Origin of the sequence: Galbibacter mesophilus (genome assembly GCF_023721415.1) — a bacterium.
Lineage (GTDB): Bacteria > Bacteroidota > Bacteroidia > Flavobacteriales > Flavobacteriaceae > Galbibacter > Galbibacter mesophilus.
This window is the reverse complement of record NZ_JAMQVC010000003.1, coordinates 377,649-396,170: the sequence shown is the minus strand read 5'-3', so window position 1 is coordinate 396,170 and position 18,522 is coordinate 377,649. Positions and strand designations below refer to the sequence as shown.

General features: G+C 36.6%; 19 protein-coding genes. 4 read left to right on the top strand and 15 right to left on the bottom strand.

Translation table 11 applies throughout. The features are described from left to right. Positions 1 to 102 precede the first annotated feature (102 nt). From NDQ75_RS13450 to NDQ75_RS13400, 11 genes are all read right to left on the bottom strand, one after another. Entirely contained in the window at positions 103 to 363 is a 261-nt protein-coding gene (locus NDQ75_RS13450) for a hypothetical protein (RefSeq protein ID WP_202029344.1), read from the bottom strand. 177 nt (positions 364 to 540) lie between these two features. Further along, the gene (locus tag NDQ75_RS13445) at positions 541 to 1,998 is read right to left on the bottom strand and encodes a TrkH family potassium uptake protein (protein ID WP_202029521.1); all 1,458 of its coding nucleotides are present in this window, start codon (positions 1,996 to 1,998) and stop codon (positions 541 to 543) included. Between the two features lie 41 nt (positions 1,999 to 2,039). Further along, positions 2,040 to 3,389, bottom strand: coding sequence for a Trk system potassium transporter TrkA (gene trkA, locus NDQ75_RS13440; RefSeq protein WP_202029345.1), 1,350 nt, complete (start codon positions 3,387 to 3,389; stop codon positions 2,040 to 2,042). A 481-nt stretch (positions 3,390 to 3,870) separates the two neighbouring features. Then, the gene (gene rfbD / locus NDQ75_RS13435; RefSeq protein WP_202029346.1) at positions 3,871 to 4,680 is read right to left on the bottom strand and encodes a dTDP-4-dehydrorhamnose reductase; all 810 of its coding nucleotides are present in this window, start codon (positions 4,678 to 4,680) and stop codon (positions 3,871 to 3,873) included. 35 nt (positions 4,681 to 4,715) lie between these two features. Continuing rightward, a complete protein-coding gene (locus NDQ75_RS13430; RefSeq protein ID WP_202029347.1) occupies positions 4,716 to 5,879 on the bottom strand; it encodes a sigma-54-dependent transcriptional regulator in 1,164 nt (387 codons plus the stop codon). Continuing rightward, entirely contained in the window at positions 5,879 to 6,772 is an 894-nt protein-coding gene (locus tag NDQ75_RS13425; protein WP_242513712.1) for a DUF6268 family outer membrane beta-barrel protein, read from the bottom strand. The genes NDQ75_RS13430 and NDQ75_RS13425 overlap by 1 nt, the downstream gene beginning before the upstream one ends. Before the next feature lie 14 nt (positions 6,773 to 6,786). Then, positions 6,787 to 7,635, bottom strand: coding sequence for a mechanosensitive ion channel family protein (locus NDQ75_RS13420; RefSeq protein ID WP_202029348.1), 849 nt, complete (start codon positions 7,633 to 7,635; stop codon positions 6,787 to 6,789). 75 nt (positions 7,636 to 7,710) lie between these two features. Then, entirely contained in the window at positions 7,711 to 9,051 is a 1,341-nt protein-coding gene (locus tag NDQ75_RS13415; protein ID WP_202029349.1) for an ABC transporter permease, read from the bottom strand. Further along, positions 9,052 to 9,978, bottom strand: a complete 927-nt coding sequence (locus NDQ75_RS13410; RefSeq protein ID WP_202029350.1) for an ABC transporter ATP-binding protein — start codon at positions 9,976 to 9,978, stop codon at positions 9,052 to 9,054. It abuts the gene before it with no gap. A 260-nt stretch (positions 9,979 to 10,238) separates the two neighbouring features. Further along, the gene (gene dnaJ / locus NDQ75_RS13405; RefSeq protein ID WP_202029351.1) at positions 10,239 to 11,369 is read right to left on the bottom strand and encodes a molecular chaperone DnaJ; all 1,131 of its coding nucleotides are present in this window, start codon (positions 11,367 to 11,369) and stop codon (positions 10,239 to 10,241) included. Between the two features lie 76 nt (positions 11,370 to 11,445). Beyond that, positions 11,446 to 12,015, bottom strand: coding sequence for a nucleotide exchange factor GrpE (locus NDQ75_RS13400; protein WP_202029352.1), 570 nt, complete (start codon positions 12,013 to 12,015; stop codon positions 11,446 to 11,448). Between the two features lie 212 nt (positions 12,016 to 12,227). Here NDQ75_RS13400 and NDQ75_RS13395 point away from each other — a divergent pair, with 212 nt between their 5' ends. After that, the gene (locus NDQ75_RS13395) at positions 12,228 to 12,896 is read left to right on the top strand and encodes a YceI family protein (protein ID WP_202029353.1); all 669 of its coding nucleotides are present in this window, start codon (positions 12,228 to 12,230) and stop codon (positions 12,894 to 12,896) included. A gap of 25 nt (positions 12,897 to 12,921) precedes the next feature. Here the strand turns inward: NDQ75_RS13395 and NDQ75_RS13390 are convergent, their stop codons facing one another. The 3 genes from NDQ75_RS13390 to NDQ75_RS13380 form a co-directional block, all read right to left on the bottom strand. Beyond that, complete coding sequence (locus NDQ75_RS13390) at positions 12,922 to 13,857, bottom strand: TIGR01777 family oxidoreductase (RefSeq protein ID WP_202029354.1); 936 nt, start codon at positions 13,855 to 13,857, stop codon at positions 12,922 to 12,924. Positions 13,858 to 13,965: 108 nt separating this feature from the next. Beyond that, positions 13,966 to 14,643, bottom strand: coding sequence for a tRNA (5-methylaminomethyl-2-thiouridine)(34)-methyltransferase MnmD (gene mnmD, locus NDQ75_RS13385; protein ID WP_202029355.1), 678 nt, complete (start codon positions 14,641 to 14,643; stop codon positions 13,966 to 13,968). 6 nt (positions 14,644 to 14,649) lie between these two features. After that, complete coding sequence (locus NDQ75_RS13380) at positions 14,650 to 15,141, bottom strand: DUF4920 domain-containing protein (protein ID WP_202029356.1); 492 nt, start codon at positions 15,139 to 15,141, stop codon at positions 14,650 to 14,652. Between the two features lie 107 nt (positions 15,142 to 15,248). Here NDQ75_RS13380 and NDQ75_RS13375 point away from each other — a divergent pair, with 107 nt between their 5' ends. After that, positions 15,249 to 16,316, top strand: a complete 1,068-nt coding sequence (locus tag NDQ75_RS13375) for a branched-chain amino acid aminotransferase (protein ID WP_202029357.1) — start codon at positions 15,249 to 15,251, stop codon at positions 16,314 to 16,316. A 70-nt stretch (positions 16,317 to 16,386) separates the two neighbouring features. Here NDQ75_RS13375 and NDQ75_RS13370 read toward each other — a convergent pair whose 3' ends face one another. After that, entirely contained in the window at positions 16,387 to 16,773 is a 387-nt protein-coding gene (locus NDQ75_RS13370; RefSeq protein WP_202029358.1) for a pyrophosphohydrolase domain-containing protein, read from the bottom strand. A 397-nt stretch (positions 16,774 to 17,170) separates the two neighbouring features. On the opposite strand from NDQ75_RS13370, the gene NDQ75_RS13360 reads away from it, so the two are divergent. Together NDQ75_RS13360 and NDQ75_RS13355 are read left to right on the top strand one after the other, a co-directional pair. After that, on the top strand, positions 17,171 to 17,356 hold the full coding sequence (locus tag NDQ75_RS13360; RefSeq protein WP_202029359.1) for a hypothetical protein: 186 nt from the start codon (positions 17,171 to 17,173) through the stop codon (positions 17,354 to 17,356). A gap of 95 nt (positions 17,357 to 17,451) precedes the next feature. Then, positions 17,452 to 18,507, top strand: coding sequence for a transcriptional regulator (locus tag NDQ75_RS13355; protein WP_202029360.1), 1,056 nt, complete (start codon positions 17,452 to 17,454; stop codon positions 18,505 to 18,507). Positions 18,508 to 18,522: the final 15 nt, after the last annotated feature.

Genomic DNA, 18,522 nt, shown 5'->3' with positions numbered 1-18,522 from the left:
GGAAAAATCCCCCTTTTTGTTTTTTTATCATTTTAAAGGAAAATTTCAGTCAGTATAAGAATTAATTAAAACTTCAAAAAAACATATCAGCACAACATCATCTTAAGGCATAACAATGGCCATTTTTTGTGAAGCAACATCCTCTCGGTGGTTGACAATACCCGCTCTGTGCGAAGCAATATCCGCTTGGCGGGCAACAATATCCACTTTGCGTAAAACAACATCCGCTCGGTGAACAACAATACCCGCTCTGTGCGAAGCAATATCCACTTGGTGGGCAACAATATCCACTTTGCATAAAACAACATCCGCTCGGTGAGCAACAATACCCGCTCGGAGGGCTGCAAGACCCACTCTGCTCATTGCATAAACTGTTAAAATATGTTAAAGGATGAAAATTTGATTTAGAAAATCATACCAGTAAATAATCACGGAAATCAATCTCAGGTTCCTACATCCATGCCATTTCGGGACATGTCAATGTTATGAAAAACTTAAAAAAACCACCTTTTAATAGCTTATGAGCTAATCGTCTTAGAATTATGCACGTTTCCAGAAAAAGGGCGTAAACAAGATGAGTACCGTAAATAATTCCAACCTTCCTAAAAGCATAAGGAAAGCACACCACCATTTTCCTAAAACTGGGAGTGAATCAAAATTAGTCAATGGATGCAACGAACCTAATGCCGGACCAATATTGCCCAGTGAAGAAGCCGCTCCACCAATGGCCGATTCAAAGTCCAACCCTAAGAAGCCAAGCACCACCGCTCCAATAATAAAGAGAAGCATGTAGATAATAAAAAATCCAAGAATGTTATAAATAATATTTTCTGGAACCGTTTTTCCATTGTACCGAACTGGAATAATAGCACTTGGATGAAGCGTACGCTTAAATTCCAATATTCCATTCTTAATCATTAGTAAGTGACGTACCACTTTTACGCCACCAGCAGTAGAACCTGCCGACCCTCCCACGAACATTAATCCGAAGAAAACAATGGTAAGAAAGGGCGTCCAGCTCGTAAAATCTGCTGTAACGAATCCCGTGGTTGTTATTACAGATATCACTTGAAACAAAGCATGGCGCAGGGAACTTTCAAAAGAACCTAAAATCATGGGGTGATATTCGCTTACGGGAACATTAGCTTGAAAATAAATAACAAGGGTAGCTACTACCGTAACACCAAAAACCAACAATGCATAAAAACGAAACTCATAATCGCTAATAATTTTTTGTATCCTTCCTTTAAAAGCAAAATAGCTAAGCACAAAATTTGCACCCGCTACAAACATAAAGAAGATAACAATATACTGAATTAAGGGATTGTCATTCCAATAAGCCAAACTAGCGTTTTTGGTAGAAAATCCGCCGGTGGATAGCGTTGCCATGGCGTGATTCATAGCGTCAAACAAATCCATTCCAGCCACCCTCAACAAAATTACCTCAGCAACGGTATAACCCACATAAATAAACCATAATCTTTTAGCTGTATCGGTAATACGAGGATGCAATTTATCGGCACTCGGTCCTGGAGCTTCGGCCGCAAAGAGCTGCATACCTCCAATTCCCAATAAAGGAAGAATAGCAATGGCCAAAACGATGATTCCCATCCCACCTATCCAGTGCGTAGTGCTCCTCCAAAAAAGGATACCTTTTGGCAGAACTTCAATATCATTTAAAATAGAAGCGCCCGTAGTAGTATAGCCGCTCATGGTTTCAAAAAAAGCATTGGTTACCGAAGGAATGGATCCCGTAAACAAATACGGTAACATTCCCGAAAGTGTCATAAACACCCATCCGAAGGTAACAATCATATACCCTTCACGCTTTTTAATTTCTTTTTTATGATTTTTTGTAGCGTACATCAACAGAATTCCCATGAGTACGGTGGTCATCCCCGCAAAGCTCATCTCCATGGTAACCCCATCCGCATACAATCCACTTACTATGGCAGACAATACCATGAAAGCGCCATTGCAAAGTAGCAACAGCCCCATAAAGTGAAATATTATTTTAGTATTGAGTCGTTTGGAAAAAATCATAAAAACAGTTTTTCAACCCTAGAAATAGACCTCGGCAAACAACATACCACGACCCTATCCCCTGCTTTAATCTCAAAATCCCCTAAGGCGATTAAACCTTCTCCATTTCTAATGACCCCGCCAATGATGGCAGACCGAGGAAAATCGAGTTCTTTAATAATTTTTCCAGTAACGGCAGATGTAGGCTTCACTATAAACTCCAACATTTCAGCATTTAAGTTGTTAAGTCTGGTAAGTGCCACGACTTCCCCTTTTCTTATGTGCCTAAAAATATTGTTGGCCGCCAATAGTTTTTTATTGATGAGCGTATCAATACCAATGGACTGGGAGAGCTGGAAGTAATCCATGTTTTCCACCAATGCAATGGTTTTTTTAATGTTCTTCGACTTCGCCATTAAACAGGACATAATATTGGTTTCAGAATTTCCTGTAACGGCAATAAAAGCGTCCATTTCATTTATATCTTCCTCCTCCAACAAATCTACATTTCTACCATCGCCATTAATAATGAGCGCGTTTGGCAATTCATCGGCAAGATCGAACGCTTTGTTTTTATCCTTCTCTATAAGTTTTACTCGAAATTTACTGCTGCAGAGATCTCTCGCGGTTTTAAAACCAATTTTACTTCCGCCAAGAATCATCACATTACGAATCTCTTCCCTTGTCTTTCCAGTGAGTTTATACAATTCATCCACTCCTTCCTTCAAGGTTACAAAATAAGCTTGGTCACCTTCCTTAAAAACGGTATCACCGCGGGGAATTAGTGTATACTGTGTTCCAAAACGCTGAATCGCGATTGGGACAAAATGAAGTTCGGGGAAAATCCCAGCCGCTTCCTGTACCGATTTTCCTACAAACGGAGCGGTACGCTGCAAAGATGTACCCACCATAATAAGAGCACCATCTTCAAACTCATAACTATCGTTAAAAGCAGATTGATCCAATAACAACTGAATCTCTTCTGAAGCTAATTTTTCAGGAGAGATAAGTTCGTCTATTCCTAATTTATCAAACTTTATCTCATCTTTATTATGAATGAATTCAGTATTGGAAATTCGGGCAATCGTACGTTTACAGCCCAATTGCTTTGCCAACAAACAGAGCGTAAGATTTGTAGTTTCAGAAGAAGTTACTCCTATAACCAAATCGGAAGAATCTACACGAGCTTCTTTTAAAACAGAAACCGAAGTAGCATCTCCTTTTAAAACTTTAATATCTAAATGCGTATCTGCATGGTTTAAGCTATCCCGGTCATTATCTATTAATGTAATGTCTTGTGATTCGAAAGATAAAAGCTTTGCTAAATGAAAACCTACTTCCCCAGCTCCTGCAATAATTATTTTCATCTGTTCCTTTTTTCTTTCTTTAATTTGGTCAGATGGAATTCGCCATTGATCATTCCGGTGGGTATCAACTTAATTGTTATGCTCATTTCACCCGTTTAAATTTTTAGTAATTATTTATTATTAAATTAATTATAAAATTGAGAACGTGTGCAACCACTTCGTTCTCGCATTAAAAATTTTAAATATTTTAAAAAGTATTTTTAAAATTCTTTAATGCTCGTTTCATTGACTTGTTGTAGCGTGTTTAGATACAAATATATGTTAAATATTATTAGCGACGAAGCGGCTTGCCGTGTTTTGGGATTTGGAATTATTTTATTGATTTTGTTAGTCGAAAATCCAATTACCGGAAGTTAGAAGACAGCGGGTTAATATGGTTTATGTTTAAGGTTTCAAGTCGATTTAAATGGATAAAGCAACCAGCAAAAGAAAGTGCAAACAACTAATTTTAAATCTTTTACTACCAAAACCTTTTGATTATTTAGACACTTTTTACCGTCGACGCCAAAACACTGTAGGTCGGGCGTTCTGCCAATGTTTTATAATTATTGTATTTCACCACTTTAGTTGAGTCAAGACCATTATCTTCCAATATTTTTTTTGCAAAACCATACCAACTCATGGCTTCTGAGTCGCTAAAATGATACACACCAAAGTTTAGTTCTGAATCCACAAATTTCGTCAGAATAAAATTTACCAAACTTACCGTATCCGTCGGACTCCCCTTTTGTGCATCCGTTATTCGTAATTCTTCTCCCCTCTTCGCTCTCTCCAAAATGGTTTTATAGAAATTCTTTCCAAACTCTTTGCTGTACAACCAAGAAGTACGCACGATAAAATATTCTTTTAAAACCGATTTTATTTTCTCCTCGCCTTCCAATTTAGATTTCCCATAAATATTTATAGGATTTGGAGTATCTGTTACTTCGTATGGTGTTCTCTTTTTACCATCAAAAACATAATCGGTAGAAATATGAATTAAAATAGCATCATGATTTTTACAGGTCTCAGCCAAATATTGAACCCCTTCAGCGTTTACTAAAAAAGCTTTTTCGGGTTCGTTTTCTCCCTGCTCTACATTTGTGTATGCCGCACAGTTAATACAGTAATCTGGTTTATGATTACTGAATTGATGTTGGATGGTATTTTTATCCGTAATATTAAGCGCTTCGGAAGAACAAAAGATGAAATCAAAAGATGGAAAGTGGTTTTGCAACTTTTGAAAAGTCAACCCTAACTGACCATTCGCACCAGTAACAAGAATTTTCGTTTTATCGGTATTTGATTTCAAAGTGGCTATTATTTTATGATGAGTGCTTAAAATATTTACTTACTCGCAAACAGCTTAACATCTTCTTCAGAAACTTCTTTTCCACCCAAAATAAGCAATCTTTCAACTACATTTCGTAATTCACGAACGTTGCCTGTCCAATCGTATTCCTGTAATTGTTTGATTGCTTTGGAAGAGAACTCCTTTTGCGCCGTTCCCTGCTCTTTGGCTATTTTTTCGGTAAAATATTTAATCAGCAGCGGAATGTCATCCCTTCTATCGTTAAGCGCCGGAACATTAATTAGTATCACCGCCAATCTGTGGTAAAGGTCTTCCCTGAATTTCCCTTCGTCTATTTCCTTTTTTAAATCTTTATTGGTGGCCGCTACCACACGAACGTCCACTTTTATATCTTTATCGCTTCCTACGCGTGAAATCTTGTTCTCTTGAAGGGCACGCAACACTTTGGCTTGAGCAGAAAGACTCATATCCCCGATTTCATCTAAAAAAATGGTTCCGCCATTGGCAGCCTCAAACTTACCAGCACGATCTTTTACTGCGGAAGTAAAGGCACCTTTCACATGGCCAAAAAGTTCACTTTCTATTAATTCTGAAGGAATTGCGGCGCAGTTCACCTCCACCATAGGACCTTTGGAACGTTCACTCTTTTGGTGCAGCCAATGTGCCACCAATTCCTTTCCTGTTCCATTGGGACCAGTAATCATCACTCGCGCATCGGTTGGGGCAACTTTTTCTATCATTTCTTTTATAACCGAAATACCTTTGCTTTCCCCGATCATTTCGTAATTCTTCCCTACTTTTTTCTTCAGCAGTTTATTTTCAACCACCAACTGTTTCTTATCGAGGGCGTTTCGTACGGTGTTCAATAATCGGTTTAAATCTGGCGGCTTGGAAATGTAATCGTAAGCGCCCATACGCATGGTATTCACGGCGGTATCAATATCTCCGTGTCCAGAAATCATTACTAACGGAAGCTCGGGTTTTATCTTTCTGGCTGCTTCTAAAACCTCAACGCCATCCATTTTGGGCATTTTTATGTCGCAAAGCACCAAATCGAAATCATTATTTTTTATAATTTCCATGCCTTCCAAACCGTCACTTGCCTCTTCTACTTCGTAAGCTTTGTTTTCTTCTGTAAGAATTTTCACCAATACACGTCGTATTGCTGCTTCATCTTCAATAACCAATATTTTTGCCATTACATTTTAAATTTTAAGCCTCCTCTAATGTACATTGAGTTGGTGTCGTTTATGGTATAAACATCTTCCATATCTCCGTTTCGGAGTCGGATATTGTTCATTAAAGTATATCCGGAATAAAAATAAAACAATAAATGGTCATTAAAAAAACGTTCGTACCCTAATCCTGATAAAACAGTTGTCATAGAAATACTTTCTGCTGTTTCATCCTCTAGCATTACATTATCCTGAATATTAGCGTAATATCCGTCCAAGGTTACAAAAGCTTGCAGTATATTGTTTTCGTCAATTTTATATTTCAAATTGGTTTTAGGCACCCCTAAGGTATAAGCCCAATTTTCATGGAAATCTTTATGATAATTCACATACGGCAAAGGTGCAGGCACCCCAGAAACCGTGTTATACTGTATCCCTAAAATCAACCTCCCGTCTTCACTATCCCTGCTTTTGTCGTCCCGTTCTTTTATGAAATATATGGAAGCATTCAATAAAAAATCATCACCTATAATTCCGTTTTGAAAATTGGAAGCAAGCTGCGGATTCACAACGGCTCCAAACCGCCATTTTTCACTGAACTTAAATGTATATCCTAGTGAGAACTGAAAACTTTGCAATCTATCGAACTCATTCACGGCGAAAGGAAACCCATCTTTAAGCTCCATATTCACGTTGGCGTATTCTACACCCGTTACCAAGTATTTATCCTCCCCTACTTTCCAAGGATAATTAAATAATGCGCGGGAACGCTTAAAAGAATTTTCGGAAGATGCTTGGGGGAAATAGGTGTATTCCACCCGAGCTAAATCAGTTAATTGTGCATGTGTATTGATGAAGCAAAAACAAAAGAATAGCATACATGCCATCCCTTGCCATTTCTTATGTTTGTTTATCATTAAATCGGTTAAAATTATTTGTTGTAAATATGAACATCTCTCTGCGGGAAAGGAATGGTAACACCGTTTTCCCTAAACAGTTGATCAATCCGAAAACGTACGTCACTTTTTATACGCGGATCTGAAAAACTATCATTAATAAAGAAATTTACATCAAAAGACAATGCCGAGTCGCTAAAATCCTTAAAAATAACATTTGGTTTAGGGTTTTTTAGGATTCCTTTTTGATTTTCGACACTTTTTAGCAGTAATTTTTCAACCAAACGAGTGTCACTTCCGTAGGCAACACCTACACTTACGGTCTCCCTTGTGGTTTTATGGTTTTGTGTGAAGTTATAAACAATATCCGTTAAGAAAAAGTGATTCGGGATGATTATTATTTTATCGTCACGGGTAATGGCACGGGTAGTTCTTAATTTTATATCCATCACACGACCTACTTTACCGTCAATCTCTATAACGTCGCCTACTAACAACGACTGGTCTACGATAATTAAAATTCCTGAAATTATATCCTGAAATAAATACTGAAGAGCAAATCCTAAACCAACAAAAAGGGCGGCAGAAGCCGTCAATAATACGGTGAGGTCTATTCCTGAAGCACTGAGAACAGCAATGATTACCAAAATGTATACAATATAATTGGTAACCTTAAAAATGCTAACAAACTTTCGCTTGTCCTCTAAGGGAAGCTTAGCTGTAAGTAGCCTTCTAATGATTTTTAAAACATAAAAAGCGAATATACAGCTGGAAATAATAAGCAAAAGCGTACCTACCGTAATGGTTGTTTGGTCGCCTTCATATAAAGCATAGGAGAAAAACTTTTTGACCCCTATCGTGATGTCATTGATTATTTCTTTCAATTGATTATTTAATTAAATAGACTTTTAACAATTCGATAGAATGTTACTTTCAATAACGAAAATACGGATTAAAATCTATTTATATTTTAACCACTTATAAATTTCCTTGTAGCTTGGTTTCTTCCCGTACATTAAAATCCCTACCCTATAAATTTTTGACGCCAACCAAACTATACATAGAAAAGTGAGTATTAAAAAAACAATAGACGCTATAAACTGCCACCAAGGAACTCCTGTGCCTCCTATTCCGTTTGGTAAACGCATCATCATAACGATGGGCGAAGTAAGAGGAAATAAGGAAAAACCTACTGCAATAGGTCCGTTTGGATTTTCAAAAACTGAAAAGAAACCTACATAAATGGCCAGCATAAGCGGCGTAATAACGGGAAACATGAACTGTTGCGTATCGGTTTCGTTATCCACGGCTGCCCCAATGGCTGCATAAATAGAACTATAAATAAGGTAACCTAAAGAAAAATATAGTAAAAAAGAAAAGAGTAAAGTACCCCAAGGAATTTTCATTAGTTCGTTAACATATAACTGCAAAGTATCTTGAGAGGCAGAGGCTTCGTTGATGGTTTGCATAGCTTCCGGTGAAATGGTTGCTTTCGACTGAAAAGCATCCACCTCTACGCCCATAACCAGCAAGGTTACATAGGTAAGTATCCCAGCAGATAGAATCCAAATAACAAATTGAGTAATTCCCGCCAAAGAAGTTCCAATAATCTTACCCAACATCAACTGAAAAGGGCGTACCGAAGAAATAATTACTTCAATAATTCGGGAGGTCTTTTCTTCAATGACACTTCGCATCACAAAAGCTCCGTAAATGATAATAAACATCATAATTAAGTAGCCAAAACCTCCGCCGATAAACGCTTTAAATTCGTTTACCCCTTTCAAATTTTTCTCTCCGCTGAAATTAACAATATTCATTTCATAATTCGCTTCCAGCTGATTCATTACTTCAGAAGAAATGTTAAGCGATTGCAACTTATCTTCCCGCACTTTATGCTGTATTTTGCCTTCAATACTATTTAAAATATCGAGACTAGGTGATTCTTTTGTGTAAAATTGAATATCGTTAGCCACCACATCTATTTTATCGCCCGAGGGAACGTGAATAAGTCCGTAATAACCTGCGGAATTCACCGAATCCAAGGCCTCGCTTAACGGAATATCAGTAAAATTGATAAAAGATGCTTCTACGCCGGTTTCAAATTGATGGCTAAAAAACGGACTTTCATCCAACACGGCAACTACTCGTTTTTCTTCACTGTTCACTTTGGTTAAATAAACCACCAACGCAATCATAGCCACGATAATAATCGGACTCAAAATGGTGAGCACGATAAAGGATTTATTTCTAACCTTTGCCAGATATTCCCGCTTGATTATAAGTACTAATTTGCTCATTTAATTGCGCTTTACGGTTTCAATAAAAATTTCATTTACAGACGGTACAACCTCCACAAAATGCGTCACTGCGCCTTTAGAAGTTAAGTACAGCAATAACTCGTTTGCAGAATCATTGGGTTTAAGCTGAACCCTTAATTTAAGTTCATCTCCTAAAGATTTAAAACTAGCTTCTGAAACTTCATACTTTTCAGCCAATTCTTTCTTTAGCCCCTCTTTATTGATTGTTTCTACCCCAACTTCAAAAGTGTCGTTTTTAAAATTTCGTTTTATATCGAGTACTTTCCCGTCTAATATCTTATTAGATTTGTTTATCAAAGCAATATGATCGCAAAGCTCTTCCACCGATTCCATTCGGTGCGTGGAAAAAATAACAGTGGCGCCATTTTCTTTTAAATGAAGAATTTCATCTTTTATAAGTGTCGCATTAATAGGATCAAAACCACTAAAAGGCTCATCGAAAATCAACAATTTAGGTTCGTGTAGAACGGTTACAACAAACTGAATTTTTTGTGCCATCCCTTTAGAAAGTTCCTGCACTTTCTTATGCCACCAATCACCAATATCCAATCGGTCGAACCAATATTTTAGCTTTTTTTGAGCATCCTGCTTGCTCATTCCTTTTAGTTGAGCCAAATACAAAGCCTGTTCGCCAACCTTCATACTTTTGTACAAACCACGCTCTTCCGGCAAATAACCAATCGTTTTGACATGCTCTGGTTTAAGAGGTTCTCCGTTCAAAATTACGCTTCCGCTATCTGGATATGTAATTTGATTGATTATTCTGATAAAGGTAGTTTTACCAGCTCCATTAGGTCCTAAAAGTCCAAAAATAGAGCCTTCCGGAATTTCGAGAGATACGTTGTTTAGTGCGGTATGTGTGCCAAATTTTTTGGACACATTTTGAGCGACCAATAGATTCGCCATATTGAAATAGATTTTCTCAAAGATATTGGTTATTGCTTTACTGCAAAAAAGAAACTGGCTATTGTTATCATTTTTTAGGTGAATACTTTAATTTCAATAGAAATTGGTATCATTTTAAAAGGATTAGCCTAAAAATAAAAACCCACCCTCAAAAAAGTTCAAGGATGGGAAAAAATTGCTATGAAAAAGAAAAAATTAACACTAGGTTAGAACTAGTGTTCTTACAAAGATATATTTTTTTGTAAAACTCAACTGTTAAATTATGAAAACATATCTTTCACTTTTTCAAAAAATGATTTATCGCTGCGCTCTGGATTCGGTGTAAAGTTCTCGTCTCCCAGCATATTTTCAAAGAATTCCCTTTGTTCCCTATTTAGTGTTTTTGGAGTCCAAACATTGATATGGACTAATAAATCACCACTTCCGTAGCCATTTATACTAGGAATTCCTTTTCCTTTAAGTCGAAGTATTTTGCCTGACTGAATACCTTCATCCAATTTAATGCGTACCTTACCGGTAACCGTATCTATTTCTTTTGAAGTACCCAGAACAGCTTCTGCAATACTCACATATAAATCGTAGTGAAGGTTATCCCCTTCCCTTTTCAACGTTTCATGCTCAAGCTCCTCAATAGCTACCAGTAAATCTCCTGGCATTCCATTGCTGCCAGGTGCTTCATTACCCTTTCCGGTAACTTTAAGCTGCATCCCTTCAACAACACCGGCTGGTATTTTTATAGAAACCGTTTCTTCTTTAACCAATAAACCTTGTGCATCGGCATCCGAAGGTCTTTTATCAATTACTTGTCCGGCACCCCCGCAGGTATTACATGTAGTAGCTGTTTGCATTCTACCTAAAATGGTGTTGGTAACTCGCATTACTTGTCCGCTTCCGTTACAAGTTGGGCAAGTTTTATAGGTAACACCGTCGGCCTGTACCTTTCTTCGAACTTTTACTTTCTTTTCTACGCCGTTAGCAATTTCTTCCAACGTAAGTTTTACACGAATACGGAGGTTTCCACCCTTTACGCGGGCTCTTCCACCGCCTCCGCCGAAACCACCGAAGCCGCTAAAACCACCGCCTCCGCCAAAAGCACTACCAAAGATATCTCCAAACTGACTAAAAATATCATCCATGTTCATTCCACCTCCACCGAAGCCGCCGGCACCGTCGAATTCTGCATGCCCGTATTGATCGTAACGCTGTTTCTTGGCAGGGTCACTCAATACCTCATAAGCTTCCGCAGACTTCTTAAACATTTCCTCCGCTTCCTTGTCTCCAGGATTTTTATCTGGATGGTATTGAATGGCCTTCTTCCGATAGGCTTTCTTTATTTCTGCAGTGGTGGCACTTTTATCAACTCCGAGTATTTCGTAATAATCTTGCTTCATGTAATTCTTTTTGTAAGGCGTTCCCCGTTTTTATTTTTTTTGAAAAATGTGTTGTATGACAAATAGTCTTTTCGGATTATTGTCCCACAACCACTTTAGGGTGTCTTATCACTCGATCACCAAGCTTATACCCTTTTTCAATAACATCTACAATCTTTCCTTTTAAATCGTCGCTTGGCGCAGGAATTTGCGTTACTGCTTCGTGCAATTCAGCGTCAAAAACATCTCCTGTGCTGGCTTCAACTTGCTCCAATCCTTTGTTATTAAGAGTGTTTCTGAACTTATTACTAATAAGCTCTACACCCTTCAACAACTCTTTATCTTTTGCTTTGGAAATTTCGTTTAGAGCACGGTCAAAATCATCCAATACAGGAAGCATAGCAACCATTATATCCTGACCCGCTGTTTTAAATAATTCTATTCGCTCCTTTGCCGTTCTGCGCTTGTAATTCTCAAACTCAGCAAAAAGACGGATAAATTTATCTTTTTCAGAAGCCAATTCATCTTTCAGTTTCTCCTCAGCACTTTTTTCTTCAGCTGGCTGGTCAGCTTCTTCAGCATTCTTATCTTCCTGAACCTGATTTTGTTGTTGCTCTTCCTTCAAGTTCTCTTCAGAAATAATCTCTTTCTCTTCGTTCTTTGACATATGTATATTTTTAAAAAGCTTTTTCTTTCCTTTACAACAAGTTTCTTCCGTAGAAAAACCTGCATTACTATTCATTGGATAATAGTTGGCAAAAGTATTGCCATTTCTTCAAAAATGTCAAAATGTCACCAAAAAAATTTACCATAATTTTAATACAGTTGCACATCAAGATTTTTAAATTTGGGTGACTAATTCATAAAAAATCAAAAAAAATGAAAAGAAATTTATTAACATTCTCACTTATAGGCTGTTTAGCAATATTTGTGGCATGCAAAAACGAGAAGAAAAATGAAACTACCGCAACTGATGCAGAAGCAGTAAAAGAGGCTCCTGCCGCAGCAGTAAAATACAAAGCAGTACCAGCGGAAAGCACAATAGAATGGAAAGGTTCTAAACCTACTGGAGAACACACGGGAACTATCGCGATAGAATCTGGTGTTATGACTGTTAAAGATGGTACTTTGGAAAGCGGTAATTTTTTAATTGACATGAGCTCTATTACAGTTACCGATTTAGAAGGTGATAAAAAAGGTGATTTGGAGGCACATTTAAAAGGTACTGTTGAAGGAAAAGAAGATCATTTCTTTAACACTGAAGAACATCCAACAGCAGCTTTTGAAGTTACTGGAATTGAAGAAAAAGATGGTAAAACAATGCTTTCTGGTAATTTAACTATTAAAGGAAATAAGAAGAATATTTCTTTCCCTGTTTCCATTTCTGAAAATGGTGATACAGCTACTCTTACCAGTGATGCTTTTACCATTAACCGTACCAATTGGAACGTAAATTACGGATCTAAATCTGTTTTTGATGATTTAGGTGACAAATTCATCAATGATGACATTGAATTGACCGTAAAAGTTAAAGCTAAAAAGGCTTAAGCTATATAATAAATACAAATGAAAATTAAGCCAGTTCCTCTTGGAATTGGCTTTTTTCTTGCAGAATATCTTTCAGCGCCAAACATATGTTGGTAAAGCTATACTGAAAGCCACTTTCTTCAACTTTTTTGGCACTTACCCTTTGGCTTGCATAAAGAATATACGCCATGTCCCCTAAAACCAACTTTAAAGCGGCCATAGGAATATTTGGCAATAGAATAGGCTTATTATAAATATCCGCAATCTTATGGGTAAGTTTTAGATTTGTTACGGAATTTGGTGCCACTCCGTTGTAAACACCTTCAAGTTTCTTTTCGATTATATGAAGATACAAACTAGCTATATCTTTAATATGAATCCAACTCTGCCATTGCTCGCCATTTCCAAAAACGGCTCCGGCATAGTAACGGATAGGCTTTGCCATTTGAGGCAGCGCACCTCCATCTTCAGATAATACCAAACCTGTTCGAATTTTTGAAACTGGAAATCCATGAATTTTAAGTTGATCAGCTGCCTCTTCCCATTTTTCAACTACCCTACCTAAAAAAGAATCATCTACTTCTTGGCAATCTTCTTCATAATAATTAGTGTAAGAATTAGGATAAATACCAATAGCCGAGGCCGACACGAATGACGCAATATTATGGTTTACTTTACCAATAGCCTCATTCAAAGTTTGAAGAGACTTAACCCTACTATTTAAAATTTTCTTTTTGTTGGTAGCTGTCCATCGTTTGGAAATGCTAACACCTGCAAGGTTAATTACAGCATCTACCCCTTTAAAACAGGCAAGATCTATTTTATTCTTATTAGGATTCCAATAAAAACCTTTGTAATTCTCTCTATTCTGCAACTTGCTTTTGCTGGTGGACAAATAATGTACTGAATATCCTTTTTTGTGACATGCACTCACGATTTCTCCCCCAATCAAACCAGTCGCTCCAGTAATTAAAATTTTCATGTTGTCACAATTTTGCATAAAAATATATAATTTCCCATTGGCTAAAGCTGTTATTAGATAAGGTTTAACACACTAATTATGAGTATTTAACTAAAACAAAGAATTGACCTACAAAGCTTTAACAGCTCTTAACATTTCTCTTTTACCTGGCGGCCCAGGTAATTTCTCTACGGAAAATCCTACCTCGAGCATGGCTCGACGAACACTACCTTTAGCTGCGTAAGTCACCAAAAGACCATTATTCTTTAGAGCGGCGTACATTTTTCTGAAAATATCTACCTCCCAAAGCTCTGGCTGCACTCTTGCCCCAAAAGCATCAAAATATATAATGTCAAAAGAATTCTCGTCATTGATTTCGTGGAAGAGCTGTTTTCTTTTTTTAAGTCTGAAATGATTTGAAATATCACAAAATTCATCCCAACTAGATTCATGCATTCTATCAAAATCAGATTGATACTGTTTTGCATCTAACTCTTCAACGTAATTAAGGAGTTTTACTTCCTCTTTTTCAACAGGATACGCTTCGACACCTTCATAATTGATGAATTTTGAAAGTCTTTTCGCTTCCAAATAAGTAATGAATGCATTTAATCCCGTACCGAAACCTATTTCCAAAACAGCTATTCTTTCTGGGTTATGCTTTTCAATAAAAGGATGTAAACCACTTTTTATAAAAACGTGATATGCCTCTTGAATAGCGCCATGTTTAGAATGATAATGCTCGTTCCAATCCTCCAAAAATATGGTAGTGGATCCGTCAGAAGTTTTAATTATTTTTCTTTTCAAGTCGACTTATTTTGGCAACAATACTCCAGTGGCCTCAAAAGAATTCGTTTTTAAAGGCTGTGTAATTGCATTGATTTCTTCCGGAGTTTTACCGGCATCTTCAGCGTAGTGTTTTTGCTCGTCAACATCCATCAACGAAACAAATGCCTTACCCCCTAAAACTACTTGTTTTCCAGTAATATCTTTAGGGACAAAAAAGGAATAATCTTTAAATTTCACCATCGTCTCCTCGCCGTTTTCAAGATCTAATTTCATCCAACAGCCTTTTGCTTGGCAAACATCCTTTACAGTAGCCTTAAAGACCACATCTACAGTATCTTTAACTGCTAAATTCTTATATTTATCTTGAATCTCTTCGGGAGACAAAATGGTATTTATGGCAATGGTATCCCCATAAACCTCATAATTGGCAGCAATCTGTTTATTTTTTTTCTCAGTTTCATTCCCACAGGAAACCATTATTGAGAAAACAAAAAGGTATAAAATGTAATTTTTCATAAGAAGCGTTTTTACAACAAAATCCAACACAAAATAACTTATTTTTGTCTTAATTAATCCCTTTTTTGCAGGAATATTTTCTAATTTAGCAAAAATAAAGTTGAGTTATGAGCAAGGATACCATTACTAATATTAAAATCGAAAAAACAACTACTTCTAAAATCAACCAAGTTGATTTTGAAAATTTATCTTTTGGAAGCATTTTTACCGATCATATGTTTGTTTGTGATTATAAAAATGGATCGTGGCAAACACCAGAAATCAAGCCTTACCAAAAGCTTTCAATGGATCCATCTGCCCGGGTTTTTCACTACGGACAAGCTGTCTTTGAAGGGATGAAAGCCTATAAAGATGAACAAGATGATGTTTGGTTATTCCGACCAAAAGAAAATTTTAATCGTATCAATAAATCTTCCGTAAGAATGGCGATTCCAGAATTTCCGGAAGACTATTTCTTCGATGGTTTAGCAGCTTTGTTGAAATTGGACAAAGATTGGATTAAAAAAGGTTTCGGTAACAGCTTGTACATCCGTCCATTTGTAATTGCTACAGAAGCTGGTGTATCGGCATCTCCTGCCAATGAATACAAATTTATCATCATTTGTTCCCCCGCACAGGCTTATTACGGTGGTGAAGTTCGTGTAAAAATAGCAGACAAGTTTAGTAGGGCTGCAAGCGGTGGTTTTGGCTATGCCAAAGCAGCAGGGAACTATGCAGGTCAATTTTACCCTACCAACTTAGCGAAAGAAGAAGGATTTCAGCAAATTATTTGGACCGATGCCAATACGCACGAATACTTGGAAGAAGCCGGTACCATGAACATTTTCTTCAGAATCGGTGATAAGTTGGTAACATGTCCAACCAGTGACCGTATTTTAGATGGAATTACCCGTAAAAGTGTTATTGACATGGCGGGAGATATGGGAATTGAAGTGGAAATAAGACCTATAAAGGTAGCCGAAGTGCTAGAGGCAAACAATAAAGGTGAACTAAAAGAAATATTTGGTACAGGTACCGCGGCTGTAATTAATCCAATTGCCGGATTTGGCTATAAAGGTGAAAAATGGGAGTTGCCAAAAATTGAAAACTCCTATGCCTCAAAAATCAAAAAAGCAATTATGGATATTCAATATAATATCGCAGAAGACAAATTTGGCTGGCGCGTTAAAATATAATCTAACTGAATAAATTTCTAAATATAAAAGTGGATGTTTACCCTAAGTAACATCCACTTTTTTTATGAGTCTATTCCTCTAGGATCTTCTTAATATTCGGTTTAAAATAGTTAGGTCCTTTAAGCACTTTTCCGTCTTCCCTATAAATAGGTTTTCCATCTTGTCCCAACTTGCTCATATTACTTTGTTGTATCTCATCAAATACCTCTTCAATAAGATCCTGCATTCCGTGCTCCAAGATAGTTCCGCATAAAATATATAGCATATCGCCAAGCGCATCTGCGACTTCTTCCATGTCGTTATTGGTTGCGGCAGCTAGATATTCATCGTTTTCTTCAGCCATTAAATTATGCCTAAGAACAATTTTGTTGGTTTCAAGTTTCGCTATGGGTTGGTTTGCTACCCCCAAACCAAAAGCTTTATGAAATTTTTCTACAGATTCTAATTGATGTTTCATAAGTTGTTGTTTTCTCTATTTTGTTTGAAAAAAGAATATTTTAAATGACTTTTACGATTGCTAATTTGACTAATTTTGCACAAAATAAAAAATAGATGTTTAGCACCGGACAGTTAATTTTTGCTGCAATTTTCTTTTTTGCATTCATTATAATAATGATAATCAGTTATAAAAGAGATCGAAAGACGCATAAAAAAGAATATAAAGGTACGTTTTGGGTACTCATTGGGTTTGTAGTTTTCTTAACATTACTCGTTCTCATTAAATATTTTACAAAAAACTAACGACAAACTTACCAAAGCGTCATTTTTAAGAGAAATTATGTTAAATTTCGGCCTCCATGTGAGAATTTACGCGATAAATTTCCTAAATTTGCATAAAGCAATCAACTTAAGCAATGATGATTTTCTTTAGTATTTTATTTGGCCTGTTATTTATTAATGTAGTTCTATTATTATTTAGCGTCAATAAACTTCCTAAATCAAAAGGCAAAACAACTGCTATATACAAAAAGCAGCCTGCTAAAGCCTTAAATTCAAATGAAGGGGAAGAGTATGATGTGGTTTTAAAAGAAGCTATTTAATTTTAAATAACCTCACACTCCAATCAGTATTTAAAATTTATTCATAATAATGTACTTTTTTTGTACATTGGTAATCCCATTTATACCATATTATTATGAGAATTTTAAAATACCTTATCTTTTTATTTCTAATTCTAGCCATCGGTCTCTCCATTTACGTCGCCATTCAACCCGATGAGTATAAAATTGTAAAAACAAGGGTAGTCTATGCCCCTAAAGCGGTAATCTACGAATATATAAATAATATTAAAAGCTGGGAAAAATGGTCCGTTTGGTATGATCAGGATCCCAATATGAAAGTCACTTATGGAGAAAATTTCAAAGGAGATGGAGCCAGCGCATCATGGGATAGCGAAGTTCACGGTAAAGGAACTATTACTTCCGACTTCAACTCTATAGACTCTTTAAGTTACATAGCAGATATAACCGAACCAAAAGACGCCAAAGCACATAGGTTTTTTACCCTTGATAGCACCGTTGATGAAAATGAGGTTATCATTACTTCTGGAATAGAAGGCAACTTATCTTTCAAGGATAAGTTCTTTATTCTCTTTCAACATAGTATGGAGAATAAATTTGGATCCGATTTTGAAAATAGTTTGGCAAAATTGGACAGTGTCGTTATTGCAGATATGAAAACTTATAGTATTACCCCTGTAGGTAAAACTGAATATGGTGGAGGCTACTATTTATATGAAACCACGAGCGCAAAACAGAATGAAATAGATTTGGCCGCAAAAAGAATGTTTCCAGAAATTGAGGCTTTTATGGAACAAAACCTAATTCAGAGTTCTGGAAATCGATTTACTTTGTTTGAACAATGGGATGAATCGAACAATTCAGCTATTTTCTCCACCGCTATTCCTGTAAAAGAAAGAATTATAACCCCAGCAGGCAGTTCGATCCTGTGTGGCTTTATCGATCCAGGAATTTATTACAAAACTGTTTTGAAAGGCGACACCGTTAATATAAACGAAGCTTGGAGTAAAGCGCGTGAAGCAATTAAAAAAGATGGCTTGGAAATAGACAATTCCAGAAAGCCTTTTGAAACATACATCGTTACTAAAGAGGACTCAGCTAACCCGGCTGATTTTGTTTCAGAAATTTATATTCCAATCGTTACCAACACCGAAGACCTTTTGGTAAATTAATCTTAGCTTTGTGAA

Bases quoted from the DNA above. Each gene is read 5' to 3' on its own strand.
- NDQ75_RS13380 (WP_202029356.1), bottom strand. From the start codon at position 15,141: ATGAAAAATTACATTTTATACCTTTTTGTTTTCTCAATAATGGTTTCC.
- NDQ75_RS13415 (WP_202029349.1), bottom strand. From the start codon at position 9,051: ATGAGCAAATTAGTACTTATAATCAAGCGGGAATATCTGGCAAAGGTT.
- NDQ75_RS13410 (WP_202029350.1), bottom strand. From the start codon at position 9,978: ATGGCGAATCTATTGGTCGCTCAAAATGTGTCCAAAAAATTTGGCACA.
- NDQ75_RS13400 (WP_202029352.1), bottom strand. From the start codon at position 12,015: ATGTCAAAGAACGAAGAGAAAGAGATTATTTCTGAAGAGAACTTGAAG.
- NDQ75_RS13425 (WP_242513712.1), bottom strand. From the start codon at position 6,772: ATGATAAACAAACATAAGAAATGGCAAGGGATGGCATGTATGCTATTC.
- dnaJ (WP_202029351.1), bottom strand. From the start codon at position 11,369: ATGAAGCAAGATTATTACGAAATACTCGGAGTTGATAAAAGTGCCACC.
- NDQ75_RS13390 (WP_202029354.1), bottom strand. From the start codon at position 13,857: ATGAAAATTTTAATTACTGGAGCGACTGGTTTGATTGGGGGAGAAATC.
- NDQ75_RS13360 (WP_202029359.1), top strand. From the start codon at position 17,171: ATGATGATTTTCTTTAGTATTTTATTTGGCCTGTTATTTATTAATGTA.
- NDQ75_RS13395 (WP_202029353.1), top strand. From the start codon at position 12,228: ATGAAAAGAAATTTATTAACATTCTCACTTATAGGCTGTTTAGCAATA.
- NDQ75_RS13450 (WP_202029344.1), bottom strand. From the start codon at position 363: ATGAGCAGAGTGGGTCTTGCAGCCCTCCGAGCGGGTATTGTTGCTCAC.
- NDQ75_RS13430 (WP_202029347.1), bottom strand. From the start codon at position 5,879: ATGGCAAAAATATTGGTTATTGAAGATGAAGCAGCAATACGACGTGTA.
- NDQ75_RS13375 (WP_202029357.1), top strand. From the start codon at position 15,249: ATGAGCAAGGATACCATTACTAATATTAAAATCGAAAAAACAACTACT.
- NDQ75_RS13445 (WP_202029521.1), bottom strand. From the start codon at position 1,998: ATGGGGCTGTTGCTACTTTGCAATGGCGCTTTCATGGTATTGTCTGCC.
- NDQ75_RS13370 (WP_202029358.1), bottom strand. From the start codon at position 16,773: ATGAAACATCAATTAGAATCTGTAGAAAAATTTCATAAAGCTTTTGGT.
- trkA (WP_202029345.1), bottom strand. From the start codon at position 3,389: ATGAAAATAATTATTGCAGGAGCTGGGGAAGTAGGTTTTCATTTAGCA.
- NDQ75_RS13355 (WP_202029360.1), top strand. From the start codon at position 17,452: ATGAGAATTTTAAAATACCTTATCTTTTTATTTCTAATTCTAGCCATC.